Origin of the sequence: Pseudomonas sp. PAMC 26793 (assembly GCF_000313235.1) — a bacterium.
Classification (GTDB): domain Bacteria; phylum Pseudomonadota; class Gammaproteobacteria; order Pseudomonadales; family Pseudomonadaceae; genus Aquipseudomonas; species Aquipseudomonas yamanorum.
On record NZ_AMXG01000009.1, the window covers coordinates 99,090 to 116,475 of the forward strand.

At 64.6% G+C, this 17,386-nt stretch carries 4 protein-coding genes; all 4 read right to left on the reverse strand.

All coding sequences use genetic code 11. The features are described from left to right. Positions 1–34: 34 nt before the first annotated feature. The 4 genes from D109_RS0101450 to gspE all read right to left on the reverse strand — a co-directional run bounded on the left by D109_RS0101450 (position 35) and on the right by gspE (position 17,076). Entirely contained in the window at positions 35–12,598 is a 12,564-nt protein-coding gene (locus tag D109_RS0101450; RefSeq protein WP_017475321.1) for a filamentous hemagglutinin family protein, read from the reverse strand. Between the two features lie 202 nt (positions 12,599–12,800). Further along, positions 12,801–13,964, reverse strand: coding sequence for a substrate-binding domain-containing protein (locus tag D109_RS0101455; protein WP_017475322.1), 1,164 nt, complete (start codon positions 13,962–13,964; stop codon positions 12,801–12,803). Between the two features lie 482 nt (positions 13,965–14,446). Further along, complete coding sequence (gene gspF, locus D109_RS0101460) at positions 14,447–15,658, reverse strand: type II secretion system inner membrane protein GspF (protein WP_017475323.1); 1,212 nt, start codon at positions 15,656–15,658, stop codon at positions 14,447–14,449. Continuing rightward, positions 15,658–17,076, reverse strand: coding sequence for a type II secretion system ATPase GspE (gene gspE, locus D109_RS0101465; protein ID WP_017475324.1), 1,419 nt, complete (start codon positions 17,074–17,076; stop codon positions 15,658–15,660). Before gspE ends, gspF begins: the two co-directional genes overlap by 1 nt. Positions 17,077–17,386 lie beyond the last annotated feature (310 nt).

A 17,386-nucleotide genomic window follows, 5' to 3' on the forward strand; every position in this document is an offset into this window, starting at 1 on the left:
CGCCCCAAATACAACGAGAGGTCCTTTTCTAACACTACAAACTGATCTGCTGACGCTCCTCATCCGTCAACCGCGCCCGTGCCTGGTCACTCAACGGCCCGGCGCCGAGCACCTGCACCGGGCTGTTGGGGTTGTAGCCCGAGGTCTTCTGGCCGTCCTCCGATTTGCGCTGCACCGGCTCGCTGCCAAAGCTCAACACCTCCACCGTGACAATCGACGCCCGGCCCTGTTTGGCCGCCGCCTGCTGGCTGCGGGCGGCATCTTCCGCCGCCTGGGACGCCGCCGCACCGGCCGCGCTCGCCGAGGTCATGGCCCCGGTGTTCACCGCTGCCGACACCGGCACCCCGGACGACTTGCCCTGGGTCTGGATGTTCGCCGCGTTCACCACCCGCAATGCGGCGATGTTGATGTTGCCGGAGACCCGAATCCCCGCCTCGCCCGCATCGATGGTGCCCAGCGGGGCGATCAGGTCGATGTCGCCAGCCGGCACTTCAGGAATCGGATTCAACGTCGCAATCCCCGCCCCGGTGCTCGGCACCGCTGGCGACAGCGTGACGTTGCCCCAGTTGTCATAGACACGCTTGGGCGGCGTGTACACCACGGTGGTCTTGGAACCGCGACCGGCATTGATGTCGCCCTCGCCGGACCAGCCCATGATCGAGCCGCCGAAGGTGGTCATGATGCGGCTTTGGCCCAGCAGGATGCTGCCCATGGAATACAACTGGATATCGCCGGCGCCCTGGGTGATTACACCCGCCGTGGACGGCGGTGCCGCGCCTTCGACGCCGAAGGTCTGCCCGCCGCCCGGGGTCAGCATCTGGATCGAGCCGCCGAAATTGGTGTGCACGCCGGAGCCGCCGAACAGCGTGATATCGCCCTTGTAGGTGATCGGGTTGCCGGCCACGTCCTTGTCCGGGAACAGCGCGGCAATCGCCGCCCGCCCCCGTACATAGCTGCCCTGGCGCACGCCGCCCACTGCGTTGTACTCACGGCCGGCGGCCTTGAGTTCAGCGAAGTAAACATCACGGGCGAACACTCGTTGCTGCTCGGCAGGCAGTGCCGCATAAACCGCACGGGCCTGCTCGCTGCTGCCGACGAAACCGAAGCGCTCGGCGAGCCAGGTGACCAGTTCGTTTTCGTAGGTCTTGGCAACCTTGCCACCCTGGATCGACAGGGGTTCGCCTGGCTGGACGAGGTTGACCGGGTCCAGGTAGGCCTCGACAAAGCGCCGGTAATCCGGGCCGTTGGGGCCGACGCCAGCTTGCATGACGATGCCTGCGCCAGGGCGGTTGTCGCCCGCGACCACCGGGCCCAGGCTGGTGATGCTGACTTCGCCCCCCTTGGACGGGTCACGCCCGGACATCAGGATATTACCGCCCGCCGTCACCTCCAGCAGACCGGGGCCGGCAACCTGGAAGTTGCTGTACAGAATGTCGCGCCCGGCGGAGACGATGGAGATGTCGTCGGGGTTGTTGTGGATGAACAGGTTGCCGGTCGAGTTTTCTCTACCGAGGACACTGGCGGTATTAAACCGACTACCGCTGCTGACAATATCTCGCCCGGCCATCATCCACACCGGCCCGTTGCCTTCGTACCAGGTCTGCCCCGAATGCAAGTACGAGGGGGACGCATCAAACGTCAGGATCCGTCCACTGCTGACGCCCACCAGATCGCCGGTCAAGGCATAGAACCGCGACGGCTGCGCTGGCGCATAAGCCGCTGCCGACGCCGTGGCGGAGCCAAAGGCAAACAAAGGCCGCGGAATGGAACCCGGCGAGCTGCCGTTTTCCGACAGATTGTTGCCATCGACAACCACCTGACCATCAATGGTCCCAACGAACGCCGGCCGCCAAGGTGTGGCCATGATGCTGGGGTCGGCCCCGGAAGGCGTGACAAACATACCGCCCGCATAAATCGAGTCATGGGCCAGGAATTGCAACTGGCTGCTGGCACCTGGGGCGAGCACCAAGGCATTTATCGGACTCGTATCGGCTTGGGACCCCAGGACGGCGTTTCCGTAATAAATACTGCCGCCAGCCGCCGTCGCTCGAACGATCGATGGGTAAACAGTTGCCAGGTCGGACGCTGCGGCGGAGACAGCTGGCGTCAAATTGCCCCCCGCCGAAAACAGGTCGATTGCCGTGTGCCCGGTCCACAATGAGAACCAACTTTCGCCGGTCCCACTCGTCCCGCCACGGGTAAACGATGAGTTGTTCAGCAGGACGACACGGCCCGGATCGATCACGTCCTGCAGCACCAGATCACCCAAAGTCGCCAGGTTGAAGGTGGCATCACCCGGCACCAGGGTGATGCCACCCACTGCCCGGCCACGGGTCGCCTGGAACGGATCGAATGCACGGGTTTCGCCGGGGCTCTGCTCAGAGCTGTTACTGCCGTAGGTCAGGTCGATCCTGCCCGTGGTACCACTTTGCAGTTGGGCATTGCCCCGGATATTCACCAACTGGCCGTTCTGATCGTTTACATCAACCACGCTGCCAGGGTTCAGGGCGCCACCGATACGCACCCGCAAATCACCACCACCCGTCAACTGCAGGCTGCCATCAGCGGCAACCCGCCCGGTGCTGCCAACCGCCAGCACCAGCCCTTGGCTGCGCGGGTTGGCAGAGGCCGACATTTGATTGCCGTCCATGCGCCGAAGCACACCGGCATCACCGCCTACCTGTACATCCACGTTACCGCCGCCGAGGGTGCCGAAACCGGTAAACCCGACAAACGCATCAGCCTTGGAGGCATTGGCGGTATAGCTACCGAAATTGATCCACCAGGCCGTCGGCTGCGCCTGCCCACCGGTGTTCACCGTGCCGCTGCCCTGGCGCCACAGCCAGTTGGCCACATCGGCGGAGTCGATACCGTTATCCAAGGGGTTGGGCCGACTGGGATTGAAGACGCCGCCCAGGATATTCCCGGTCAGGTTGCCCCCCACGTTCACGCTCAGGTTACCGCCCGCCTCCGGGTACCAGGCACGGTACAGACTGTCAGATGAGCCATTGACGAACTGTTCAAAATAACTGTTGGTATCGTTGAGCACCGTCTTGCCGCTGTTCAGGGCCTTGGGCTGGTTGTAGGGGTCACCGGCACCGGTTGCGGTGGACGATGTACCGGCGGTGTAGACCCCGTACAGGGAGTCCATGCTCAAGTTGCCGGCACTCAGCAGTTCGAGGTCGCCCGTGCCGGTGCGAATCACACTGAAACGGCTGCTGGACGGGGTCGCCGCATACTCTTTGCCGCTCTGGGCCAGGCAGTAGGCGGGCGAGCTTGCACAGAACTCATCGATGGAAGGGATACCGAACTGGTCCAGGATGCTTTGCTCGATCGGCGTTCCGACGGTGACGATAATCCCGTTGTCCGCCAGGTCCTTGGCGCCGAATTCGGTCCAGACATAGCCCACTTTCACTGCGCAGTACGCCGGGTTGCCTGCACAGAAATCATCAATCGAACCCAGCCCGAAATCGTCCAGGGTCTTTTGGTCGATCGGATCGCCTTCCTTGACCACCACCCCATTGGCCGCAAAGTCCTCCACCGCAAAGGCGGTCCAGGTCAACTTGCCCTTGGCGGGCATTTCCTTGGCAAACATGCCGTAGTGGCTGTCGGCCAAACGCAGGTCGCCGCTGCGCGGATGGGCTTGCAGGATACGGTTGTCGGCCGCCTCGGTGTCGGCGCCTGCCACCAACCGCAGCGACCAGGATTGCGAACCTTCGGCCAGCATCGGCGAGAGAGCCCACAGTTTGCCCTGGCGCCCCGCCACTTCCGGGCGCAACGCCACCGACTCAGCCCCGCCCGGCAACTTGACGTTGGTGCCGGAAGGAATCAACGCGCCGCGCGACAGCGGCATGTCGCCATTGAGCGTCACGACGTTGAACGATGGGTTGATCGCCTGAGAATTCGTCGGCAACGGCACACCTTTGGGCCAGGTCAGCGCCCTGAGCTGGGTGTTTTGGGTCAGCAGGCTGCCGGCGTCCAGCTGCGAGCCGGCCGCCAGGGTGTGTGCCTGGCTCAATAACGTGCCGGCTGCAAACAGCAGATTGCCGGCGCTGTCGAACACCGCTGCGGCCAGCACCGTACCGGCAGGCAGCGTCAGGTCCTGGTTCAGCGTCGCCCGGGTCGGCAAGCGCGTACCGGCGGCCACGCCCACGGCCTTGATCGGCAGGTCGTAGTTGAGCACGGTGCCCGCCGGGAAAGTCGTGCCGTCCGCCAGGGTGATGCCGTTACCCGGCACGATGATCGTGCCGCCGGTAAAGTCGATGCCCGGCAACAACACCCAGCCCTTGTCATCGACGGTCTGTGGCGGCGGCGCAAAACCATCGTTGATGCTGCCGTAAATGTTCAGGTCGCCACCGGCGCGCAGAGTCAGGCTGCCCGACTCACCGGAGCCATACACCGAGGTTTTCTGGCTGTTGGGGTTGAGGCTGGCGTAGCGATAGCCGGACAGGTCCAGATCGCCCTGCACCACCAGGTCACCGTCCGAGGTCTTGCTGACGATTTCCACCCCGGGCCGCAGGTGGAAGGCATCGGCATAGGTTGAATTGTTAAGCCCGGCAAGTTTGTTTTGCAGCAGGTTCTGGTTGAGCAATGCACCGTTGATAAAGGCCGTGCTCAGCACATGCTTGCCATCCAGGTAGGCCTGGTCGATCTGCTGGTAAGGCCGCCCGCTGGCCGTCGGGTCGGTAACGAGTGGCGCATCGTCGTAACTGATCATGCCGTTGAGGGCGATCGAACGCGCGCCCTGGATCGTCAGGCGGCCATGGGCATCAATGTTGATGTCGTTGCTGGAGCCATCGGCGTTGATCAGCCGTGGTGCATTCAGTTCGAGGGTGCCGCGGTTGCGCCCGTCATTGCCCTGGACCGCCTCGGTGCCGTGACGCAGGTCGATGCGTGCGCCATCGGCCAGGGTCAACTGGCCGGTGCCGGAGCCGAGCACCACCATGGCCCGGTTGGGCGAGTCGATGATCTTGCCGTAGCTGTCCACCCGCAGCTGGCTGCCATGGGCGTCGAGTACCGCGCCGCCGTCCAGGGTCAGGCCGTGCTTGGCGGCCAGGTTGATGCTGCCGACGCGCTCGCCACTGGCATCCACCAGGCCGGTGACCCGCAGGCTGCCATTGTCCACGGAGACGTTAAGGGTGCCGGCCTTGAGGCCATTGCCGATGGTCAAGTCGCCCTGCTTGAGCTGGAAGCTGCGTGTGCCGAACACCTGGCCTTGATTCAGGCGCTGGTTGAGGTCGGCAAACTGCTGGTCCAGGGAACCGCTGCTGCCCAGGCGCTGGGCCTGGATTTCCACAGTGCCGGCCGCATAAGGCATCGTGGTCCCGCCCGCATCGTAATAGCCACTGCTGCCGGCGAGGATCGTGCCTTGCAGGTCGACGATACCGCCCGCCGCGTCCACCGCAACCGCCCGCAGTTTGCCGGCCTGGTTGTTTTTGGCGGAGAGGTCGATGGTCGAGCCGGCGGCCTGCAGGATATTGCCGCTGCCGCTGTCCAGCAGCACAGTGCCGCCCGCGCCGTACTGGGTCACATCGTTGAACACGATGGCGCGACCGGCCACATCGACCATGGCCGCGTCGGTCAACACCACATCGCCCCGGGCCCCCAGGCTGACCTTGCCGCTGGGCAATACCACCGCCGTGGCCAGGCGAATGCTGTCGCCTTGCAGGGACAGTTCGGCGCCCTGGCCGTTGGCCTTGCCCCGCACGCCCGTGGACGCTGCAAGATCAATCGCCCCACCTGCGGTGATGCGGTTCACCGAACCGGCTTCGCCGGTCATCAGCGGCGTGATGATATTCAGGTCGCCACCGCTGTACTGGAAGCCCTTCACCGGGTCATAGGCGCCCTGGCTCTGATACACCGAGAGGCTGCCCTTGTGGTTGGCAGTAATGCGCTCGCTGGCATTGAGATTCACGCTGGCAAAGCCCAAAGCCAGGCGGTCGAAACTGCTCACGGTATTGGTCTGGGCAAAGGCGCCGTAGCCGAACTCAATACGCTCGGCGTTGATATCCAGGCGCCCGCTGCCAGTGCCCGCCCCGCCGCCTATCACGCTACCCGGTGGTGGGGTCGCGCCCTGCCAGATCAGGTTGGCGGTATGAATGCTGGCCACGTCGCCAGCGCCACCGGCACCGTAGATCGCCGGGGTGGAAAGCATCAGGTTGCTCAGACGCGATTTACCCGTCAGTGGGTCATAGGTGTCCAGGGAGGTACTGCCGTAGAAGTTGAAACTGTCCCGCGCCGAGAGCTGCAGGGTTTCCAGAGCCGGCGCACCGAACTGGGTATCCCCCTTGAGCAGGCGATCCAGAAGCGCCTGGGTGAGTGTCAGGCCGGCGGGTAACTGATTGGCCGCAGCGGCAGCAGCCAGGGCTTCCACGCTGCCCAGGTTAATGGTGTTGACCCCCAGGTTGAGGTGGCGGGTGCCGTAGCGCACCTGGTCGCCGAGCTGGAAGGTATTGTTGGTCAGCGCCACGATACTGCCTTCGGAGTACAGCCCGGTTTGCCCGCTGCACACCCCCGTGTCACACACCCCAACCCTGATCCCGCCGCTGGGAAACGCCGAACCGGATGAAATGACATTGAGCAAGCCGTTGGACACCGCCAGCATATTGGTGACCTTGTAGATAAACCCATCGCGGGCATCGTAGCTGGCCTGGCCACGGCCGATGGTGTTGATGGACGCCCCTTGCTCCAGAACGATCGCTTTCGTGTCGCTCAACAGAAAAACTTCCGGCGCGGCGAGCGTCACGCCTTCCCGTAGCGTGATTGCGCTGTCGGCCTGATTGGTACCGCCTGCCAGAACGATGTAGTTGCCGGACTGGCCATACTGCACCGCCGTCATGCCCCCCACCATCAGGCGCGAGGCCCCGAGGGCGTTGAGGCTGTCTTCGCTGAAGGTAATACCGCTGAAGCCGGTGGTTGCGGAGCTGCCCGCCGCGACGACTTCAATACCGCGTTTGCTTGGATCAATCACCGCCACGGCGCCACCGTAGCCACCCGCCGCCGCCTCAAAACGGCCTATGCCCTGGAACGAAAACCCATCAGCGCCGCCCCCGGGCCGCAAGGCCAGTTTCAGGGTCTTGGCGTCGACGGCGAGCATCGGGCGTGGCACCCCCTGTTTCGCGGCGTCGGCGATTGCGAACTGTGCGTAGCTGGTTTCGTTGTATTGGGAATAGCGGCGCAAGGTATCGGCCGAGGTCAAAATCAACTGGCTGGCGACGCTGTTGCTGATCCCGGTGTTGGCGATGGACAAGCGCCCGGCGGTGGACCAGGAGCCATTGCGCATCCGTTGGGTGGCGGTATCACTGCCGAGCCCGGCCAGGCCGTTGATCTCGACGCGGAAAGCACCGGGCAACAAGGCGTAGGTGGACGGCATCAGGGTATACGTGCCCGCCGGCAGCCCCGGCACTCCGGCGCCGATGGTGACCTGCTGGCCCACTAACGGATCGACCGCCCCCTTCTCCGGCGCCACCGGCGCCGCGCCGGGCTGCACGCAGGGCACGATGGCGTAAATCGGGTTGGTGCCCAGGCCCGGCAACACAAAACCGCCATTGGCACCCAACTGCACCAACGGGCTGTAGCGCGCATCCGTAGAACCGCCACGCCCGGAGACGAACCCGGCCCCCAGCAACTCGCCACCGCCGGACAGGTCCAGGGTAGCCTCAGGCTGCACCTGCACCGACTGGCCGCCGAGCATCACCCCGACGCTGAGTTCCGCGTTCTGGTTGACCAGCCCGCCCTGACCGACAAACGTCACGGTCTTCCCGTTGTACGTGTAGACCTGGCCATCCAGGGTGCCGCCATACGGCAGCACAAGGCCTTTGCCACTCACCGAGGTCACGCTGCCCGGCAGCAATTGCACCTGGCTGCTGCCCATGGTGCCGATATCGATCAACCCCAGGGGCGCCCGTACCACGCCGCCCTGCCGCACCGTCGCGGCGCCCAGTTGCAGGCGCCCGAATGCCGAGTAAGGCACCGCGGCATCCGCGCTGCCGGTACGGCCAATGGTCAGGGTACGCAGCGGGTCGAACGTGATGTTGAGGCTGTTGAATTCGCTCAAGTAGCCCGCGATGACCCGCGCACCGACCTCCGTCGCCGGGTACAACTGCGCCGCGCGCAAGGTCATATCGCCCTGGGTCAATAACTGGGTGCTGACCTTCAAGGCCACGCCGTCCGGGTTGGCGCCCGCCAGGAAGCGCAGATCGCCCTGGCTGCTCAGGTTGACCTGATCAAAGCCGCGACGCTCAAGGCCCACCAGGCTGTCGTCGGCCTGGCGCAGTTTGCCCTTGCTGCCAAACAACACGCTGCCGCGCACATCGATCAAGCTGGCGCTGGCATTGAACTGCGCCTCGGTGGCGCGCAGCGATGGTAACGGCAACACCGACACCGGGTTCACGTAGAACTCCCGGGCCGGCGAATCCATGCCGGACAGCAGCAGGTAGGGTGCCGACAGATTCACCCGGGCATTGGCCGCCGCGCCCTCACTGAGGTTGAAGGCACCGCTATACAGGCGCAGGCCCTGGCCCATGGCCAAGGACACATCGCCGTCGAAACTCAACAGGCCGTTGCTCATCAACGCCAGGTTGTCGAAACCGCCCGCACTGACCTGGTCTACGCCCAGGCGAGCATGGCCATATTCCAGGCTGTCGGCTGCGTCGGCGGCGGTGCCGGCAAGTGGGTGGGCCTGATGGGTCTGGCCGAGCACCAGTTCGCGCACCTTGAGTACCCGGTCCGTGACATCGCCCTTGGTGTAATACGGGCTGTCCAACGCCACGTTCAGGCTGCCGCCCGCTGCGCCGGCACCGCCGGCCCGGGCGACCAGACTGCCGTCCAGGTACAAGCCATTGTTGGACGCCAGGCTGATGCTGCCGCCATTGCTGACCACCCGGGTTGCGCCCTGCCCCGGTACATCCAATACGGCTTGCGTGCCCGACGCGTCCAGCCGGGCGCCCTCGCGTACCACCACAAAAAGGTCACTGGCCGTGACCGTCCCGGTGCTCAGGTTGACCTCGCCCCCGATGCTGATCTTGCCGCCGTCGCGGACCAGCCCGTATTGGCTTCCGCGATTGTCCACGGCGGTCGCGGCCCGGGCGGCGACATCGATCAGTGCGTTTTCACCCAGCCAGATGGAGCGGCCGTGGCCAATCGCGTTGGCTTGCTCGAACGCCCGCGTGGTCAGGCCAGTCAGGTTGACACTGCCACCCCAGGCATTGAGCGTGCCGTCGACCGTCAGTTGGCCGATGCTGCGCAGATTGATCGACTGGCCCGGGTCGACGCTGATCACCGCGCCCTTGCCGACGTCCAGCGCCGTTGTCGGCAATTGCGTCGCAGGCGACTCCAGGTGGCCGGCGGAAAGGGTCAGGCTGGCGCCACGCCGTTGGGTGAGAACGCCCTTGCTGGGGTCTTCCTGGTAAAGCGGCGGGGTCCAGCGTTCCATGACGCTGGCCGCATCGCCGCCGCCCGGCGTCGTGGCGGCCTGCTCCGAGAGCCGGTAGGCCGGCACGCTCACATCAACCTGAGTGCCATCGGTGACCAGCAACCCTTCGTTGCCGGTAATGTCATAGGCCGAAAAACCCTTGGTGAAAAAATCCCCGGCCAACTGCAAGGTCTTGGCGTCCGCCGCCTGCGGGCTCTCGCCGATCTGCACCTGGTTGGCCTGCAAGGTCAAGGTGCCGCCTGCGCTGACGCCATAGCCGCGAATCTCAGCGCCCAGGTCCAAAGCCCCCAGCGCGCCCACGGTCACGTCGCCGCCCTTGCCGCCCCGGACTTTGCCATCCAGGCCGATGGTTGCCCCGGACGACGTGTCCACCCGGCTGCCCACTGCGAGGTTCACGTCCCCAGAGCTGCGCAACGACACTTTGCCACCGTTGATATACGCCACCCCGTCAGTGGCCGATGGGTCCAGCGCCAGATTATTCCAGCGCCCGGAACTGTCCAGCCTGACCCCGGCGGCCACATCGAGCCGCCCGGTGCCCGGCAGAATCACGTCGCCGACGACATTGGAGCGATTGAGGTCGACCTGATTCAACAGGTTGCCCGCGTTGATGCTGCCGCCGTGGGCCGTGAGGTTGGCATTGACTGAAACCACAGGGCCGAACAGGGTGATGTCGCCGCCGTCCGCCACCTTGAGTGCGCCATTGACGTCAATCTGCTGCTTGGCGCCGACCTTGATCGCGCCCAACCGGTAACCATTGAGCAGGTCACTGTCGAGCACCAGTTTGCCCTGACGTTCGGTCGGCAGCGCGGTAGCCAGGTCCAGGCCGTCGGCGATTTTTTGCGTGGCGCTCTCGATCAGCACCTGGTCGATGGTCGGGGTCAAGGCGTAGCGCAAGGTGCCGTTGGCCTTGTTGTAGACCGGCGTGTACTGGCCAATGATCAACTGCGCCCGCTGGGCCATGGCCTGCTGTGACTGCTGATAACCATCAAGGTTGATAGTGGGGGCCTGGGTCTGGCGATCGCCCTGGAATACATCACTGATCAACTGGCCTTCCAGCACCGCGTTGGTGGTGCCCACCACCAGCTTGCCGGCGTCGCGGCCCACGGTGTAGCCCGCCTCGTAGCGGCTTTGCTGGGCCACCAGCGGGTTGTAGTAGAAATCACTGCGGCCCCAGCGGGCGCTGGTGTCTTCAAAGCCTTTGTAGATCCCCGCGTAGAGAATGTCCGCAGGGGCTTTCGACAGTTCATAGAGCTGGCCGTCAGGCCCCTTGAGCCAGGTCTGGCGGATGTAGCCGGCCTGCACATCGACGGTACCGCCCGACAGATTGACCTGGGCCCCCTGCTGGGTCACCACGTCCTTGCCGGTGAACGTCACGGTGCCGCCCTGGGCCATCCACTCGCCGATCGAGTGGCCCTGGGTGCCCAGGTAACCGCCGACTTCCAGCAGCCCGCCAGCGGTGTACCAGCGGTCCGTCGCATAGCCGTTGGTGCCGGCCGGGACGAACACCAGGTCCCGCAGGTCGACCCATACGTCGTTGTTGATCAATTGCCCGCCGTCACGGTTGACCGGCGCATCGCGCTGCTCGTTGCCCTGCACGTTGATCTTGATGTTGTTGGCTTCCATCGCCACCTTGACGCCAATCGCGCCAGACACATCAATTATCGCGCCGTCGCGTACCAGGCTGCGTTGGCTGGCGCTGACAGCCACTTGGCCGCCGGTGGCCAGGGTGATCGAGCCTTTCTGGAAGTCCACGGTGCCGCCGCTGACGATCTCGATCCGCGATTGGTCGGTGCGGTCGGCCACTGCACTGAGGTTGTTGAACGGGCCGGTGATCAGGTTGGCGGGCAGGCCGTCGAGCTTGCTCAGGCCATTGTCCTTCTGGCTGTTGAGGGCGGTGCTGCCACTGGCGTCCAGCAGGATCGCCGTGGTGCTGCCCTCGCCCAGGGTCACGCTGCCGGTGGCATCGCTGGCGGCGTTGAGCAGGTGAATCGTGCCGCGGGTATCCACCGAGGTGCTGGCCAGGGCCACGCCGTTCTGCTGCACCTGGTGCCCGGTGAGGGTGATGTCGCCGGTCGACGCCATGATCAGGCCGCTGTTGCTGACCTTGCCCGACGTGCTGCCGGCCTTGAGGCCGGTGGCCACTTCATTGCCACGGGTGGTGGAGCGGTCGTTGCCGGTGGTGCCGACGCCCTTGCGGATATAAAAACTGTCGCCGGCGGCCAGGGTGGCCTGGCCCTTGGCGGTGATGATGCTGCCGGCGTTCTCGACTTCCGAGCCCAGCAGCAAGGCATAGCCACCGGCGTCGGTGGAGGTGGCCGGGTTGTGAGTCTGGATCAACGCGCCGCGCTGCACCTCGACCTTGCCCGCCGCGTCAGTGAAGGTCGGCTGGGTGCCGTTGGCATCCACGTAAATCCCGCGCTGGGTGAATTGGTCATCGCTGATGGTGGCAGCCGCCGCCACCAGGTTGCGCACATTGACCTGGCTGCTGCCGCTGAAGATCACCCCGTTACGGTTCATGATCATCACGGTGCCGGGGGCGTTGATCTGGCCCTGGATTTCGCTGGGGCGCGCGTTGGGATCATTGACGCGGTTGAGCACCGCCCAATTCGACTGCTGCTGGAAATCGACCTTGGTGTTGCGCCCGACGTTGAAGGTTTCCCAGTTGAGGATCGCCTTGTCGGCGGTCTGCTCGATGCTGACGGTGGTCTTGCCACCGGATTGGCTTTGGGTCGGGCCCTTGGCGTTGGTCCAGCCCTGGGTCAGGCTGTTGTCCACCTGCAAGCCGCCCTTGCCGAGGCCGTCGGGAATCGTCGAGACCTGGCCGAACGCCGCTTGCCGGCCAGCGGCCTGTGCCGCCTGCTGGGCCGCAATCGCCGCGACACTGTTGTTGAGCGTGCTGATGGAACGTGACAGCTGCTGGTTCGCCCGCGCCTGCTGATTCAACGACGGAATCCCCGGCACCTGCGCCCCGCTGAGGCGAGCCGCGGTCGCCGCCTGGGAGGCACCCTTGTCGGCAAACCAGCCGGAGCTGAACGCTGTCGCCGCGTGGGCGCTGCCTGCCACCATGAACAAGGCAATCGCGTGGGCCAGTGGCTTGAGGCGCAGGATCGTCTGGCCGCCAGGGCCTTGGGCATTCAGGTTGACCGGTGGTTTGCAGCGGACCATCAGGAAGCTTCCTTCTTTGTTAGTGCCCATGGGGAGCTGGCGACGTGCGTCACGTATGGGAGTTAGGCGGTTGGCGAGGGGCGGGACTGAACTTCTGTCATGGAAAGTTCATGTAAGGCTGCTAGCCCGGCCGCCAACGCAAAAAATCAGCAACGGCACAGGCCGTTGCTGATCGGGTGTTGCCGGTCGGTAAAAGCGTGGTTTACAGCGGACGACCGATGGCGTTGCAGACATCAGACTTGCCGATGCTCAGCGCGCTGGTGGCGGTGACGAAGTTGCTGGTGATCGCGGCTTTCCAGGCCGTTGGCAGCGGCACGAAGCGGTTGGCCTTGATGGCGTTGTCGTTGGTGTTGAGGGCGCTGGCACCGTAGTGACGGGTGAAGAACGCACGCACTTGCGAGGTTTGGGTGGCGTCGGCGTAGCACTGGCTGAAGATCAGGTTAGTGAAGCCCAGGATTGGATAGCCGGTGCTTGGGTAAGGCACGACGCTTGGGTCATTGGCGTCAGCGGCAGCAGCAAACACCGGTACCCAGGCGTTCTGGTTGGCGACGTTGGCAGCCGCCGGTACTGGCACAGCAGCAATGGCAGCGGAAACGTTATCAGGGGCTGGAGAAACACCGGCGACCTTGGCCACTTTGGTGGCGTCATCCAGGCCGGCCAAGGTAGGAGCGGCATAGTCCGGGCTCATGTAAGTGATGCGACCATCACCGGCGTTCAGCGCGTCCATCACGCCTTGGCTGGTGACGGCAGGCACGGCACCTGCCGGCACGCCGAAGCTGTCTGCAAAGTTGGTGGTGACCACAAACTTCTTGGACTCATTGACGCACTTGGCCGCCAGGAAACGGGTGAACAGCTCGGTGGTGCCACTGGCTTCGTTACGGTAAACCACCACGATGTTACCAGTGCGACCAGTAGCCGGGAGTTGGTCCCAGGTGGTGATGCGGCCCGAGAACACGCCGCACAGTTGATCAACGCTCAGGTCAACCGCGTTGGTACCGGCCTTGTTGAATGGAATGGCAACCGAAGTGGCGACCGAAGGCACTTGAATCAGCTTGCCCCAGGCCGCTTGTTTGGTGGAGGCGTAGGTGGACAGTTCAGTCGAGGTCAGCTTGGAGTCGCTGCCCGCCCAGTGCACGTTCTTGGTGCCGGTGCCGAACTGGCTGTAGTCGTTGTTCAGGAACGCCAGTTTGCCTTTGCCGCTGCCCACACCGATGTACGGGGCGAAACCGGCAGTCAATACGCCGGAGGTCTGGTACAGCGGTTGTGGCAGGGTGGCGCCGCCGCCGTTGATGTCTGCCATGGCAGCCTGGGCCGAGCACAGTGCAGCGAGGGTCATGGATACCGCGAGAACGTTGCGCTTAAACATGAAGAAGCTCCTTTCGTCGTGTTTGTACGTTGGGGTAGATGACGCTATGGCTTCGGTCCCGGGCTGTGTTCCGGGGGGTACCCAGGGGTGAGGCCATGGGTATGAAATTTCGCAGCATCCGATGACAGCTAAAGGAAAAAACCTCGGGAGGAACGGCTTGATTTTTAAAAAGATTCTCGGGTGTTTTGGTCATGCTTTTGGACGGTTTGGGGGCAAGGTGACAGCGGGGTTTCAGCGCGGCTTTCGAGTGCCGGGCTGGAGGCGGCACGGACCGTGTCGAGGGGTTGAAAAATGACAGAACGAGGAACCCGAGGTTGGGACCCGCATGCCAGGCGCGCGAAAATAGACTTGAAGAAACGCAGTTGAAATGTGGGAGCTGGCTTGCCTGCGATGGCGGCGGGTCAGCTTGCATCTTGGGCGACTGACACACCGCCATCGCAGGCAAGCCAGCTCCCACATTTTTGACCGCGTTTTGTCAGCAATCAGGTCACCAGTTGGTTGATTTCGATGATCGGCAGCAGCACGGCCATGACGATGACCAACACAACGGCGCCCATCACCACGATCATCAGGGGTTCAAGCAACGCCGTCATGCCCATCGCCCGACGTTCGATATCCCGGGACAGGGTTTGCGCCGCACGCTCGAGCATCGGCGGCAGGGAGCCGGTTTTTTCGCCGCTGGCGATCAGGTGGATCAGCACCGGCGGAAAGACCTTTTCCACCGCCAGCGCCGGGGCCAGGTTGACACCCTCGCGCACCTTGGCGGTGGCGTCGCTGACGCACTGGCTCAGGCGGTCGTTGGACAGGGTCTGGCGCGCGGCTTCCAGCGCCCGCAGCAACGGCACACCGGCCCCGCCGAGAATCGCCAGGGTCGAGGCAAAACGCGCGGTGTTGAGCCCCAGCACAAAGCGCCCGATCAGCGGCAGGCGCAGCACCCGGCTGTGCCAGTTCAACCGCGCCACGGGGTTGCGCAGGTACAGGCGCCAGCTCCAGAAGCTACCCACGATACCGGCAAAACACAGCCAGCCCCAGGCGCGGATAAAATCACTGGCGTTGAGCATCGCCAACGTCAGCCCCGGCAGGTCCTGGCGGGCCTGGGAAAATGCACTGACCACCTGGGGCACCACGTAGCTGAGCAGGAAAATCACGATGCCGATGGACACCAGCCCCACCACGCCCGGGTAGATAAACGCCGTGAGGATCTTGCCCCGCAGGTTGTTGCGTTCCTCGATGTAGTCGGCCAGGCGCTCCATGACTTGCGCCAGGTCGCCGGACTCCTCCCCCGCCGCGATCAGTGCCCGATAGATCGACGGGAAATCCCGGGGCCGCGCGGCCAATGCATCGGCCAGGCGCATGCCGCTGCGCACATCGGCGCGAACCGTGCTCAAGGTCTGGGCGATGTGTTTTTTTTCGGCTTGCTCCACCGTAGCGCTCAACGCGGCCTCCAGCGGCAAGCTCGCACCGAGCAGGCTCGCCAGCTGGCGCGTGGCCCAGGCCAGGTCATTGTCCGAGAGCTTGGCACCGAACCGGCTGCTGCCGCCGGCGTGCGGGTTGTTGTTCTCGATCTGCACCTGCAAGGCCGTCAGGCCCCGGCTGCGCAGGTTGGCAAAGGCGCCGCTCTGGCTGTCTGCCTCAAGGTGCCCGGACTCCAGCTTGCCGGTGGCGTCGGCGGCTTCGTAGCGGTATCGGTTCATCAGGCGTCCCGTGTTACGCGCAGGATTTCTTCGGGGGCAGTGGCGCCGCTGCGCACCCAGCGCTCACCGTCTTCGCGCATGCTGAACATGCCGGCGCGGCGTGCGGCGGCTCTCAGGTCCTGCTCGCCGGCGCCCTGGTGGATCAGGCCGCGCAGCTCGTCGTCAATGCAGAACAACTCATGGATACCGGTACGGCCGCTGTAGCCGATCTGGTTGCACTGCGCACACCCGACCGACCGCCAGGTGCCGGGCGCCGCCGGGTCTTCCTGCTTGCAGTGCGGGCACAGCCGGCGCACCAGGCGCTGGGCCAATACGCCGAGCAGGGAAGAGGCCAGCAGGAACGGTTCGACGCCCATGTCGATCAGGCGGTTGACCGCCGAAACGGCGTCGTTGGTGTGCAGGGTGGCGAGCACCAGGTGGCCGGTGAGGGAAGCCTGGACAGCAATTTGCGCGGTCTCCAGGTCGCGGATTTCGCCGATCATGATGATGTCCGGGTCCTGGCGCAGGATCGCCCGCAGGGCCAGGGCGAAGGTCATGTCGATCTTGGCGTTGACCTGGATCTGGCTGATGCCCGGCAGGTCGTATTCCACCGGGTCTTCGACGGTCAGGATATTGCTGGTGCTCGCATCCAGCCGGGCCAGGGCGGCGTAAAGGCTGGTGGTCTTGCCGCTGCCGGTGGGGCCGGTGACCAGCACGATGCCGTGGGGTTGGCGGATCAGGCTGTCGAGTTTGCCCAGGACGGCGGGGTCCATGCCGAGGGTTTCCAGTTGCAGGCGGCCGGCTTGTTTGTCCAGCAGGCGCATCACCACGCGCTCGCCGTGTCCGGTGGGCACGGTGGAGACGCGGATGTCGATGGGACGACCGGCGACGCGCAGGGCGATGCGGCCGTCCTGGGGCAGGCGTTTTTCGGCGATGTCGAGTTGGGCCATGATCTTGATGCGTGAGACCAGGGCGCCGTGCAGGGCTTTGCGCGGGGACACGACATCGCGCAGGGTGCCGTCGACGCGGTAACGCACCACGGAGTGGGTTTCATAAGGCTCGATGTGGATGTCACTGGCTTCGTCGCGGGCGGCCTGGGTGAGCAAGGCGTTGATCATGCGGATCACCGGGGCGCCGTCCTGGGTGTCGAGCAGGTCGGTGATTTCGGGGATGTCTTGCATGAGGCGGTCGAGGTCGACTTCGTTTTCGGCGGCGCCCACCACGGCGGCGGCGCTGCCGGTGTCGGCGTAGGCGCTGGCCAGGAGGCCGTCGAGTTCGTCGTCGCGCACCTGGATGAGGTGGGTCTGGCCGAACTGGCGGTGGACTTCGCTGATGGACCAGCCGGGGGTTGAGGGGCAGATGGTCAGCGTCGGGCCCTGGGGTCCCGGGTGAAGGAGGATTCGTTGGGATTTGGCCCAGGCGTAAGGCAGGAGGCTCATGCTTTTGGGCTTCGTTTGGTTGAGTACATATCCATTCCTTCGGTTACGGCTGCTATGGGTTCCGCTCTTACAGCGGCTCACTTTTGAAAAGCGCAAAAGTAAGCAAAACGCTCTTGCCCCACCACTCGGCACCTCGCCTAGGCTCGGTGTGTCCTCACTCCGGCTTTGGACCGTGGGCCGCCGCGATGGGCCATCCTTGGCCCAGCGCGGCTAACCCGGCGTCCTGCCGGGTTACCCACGCTCCAAAGCCTGCGTTCGGCCAGCGTGGTTTAACGGGGCGCCTAAGATCAAAATCAAAAGCAAGAGCACA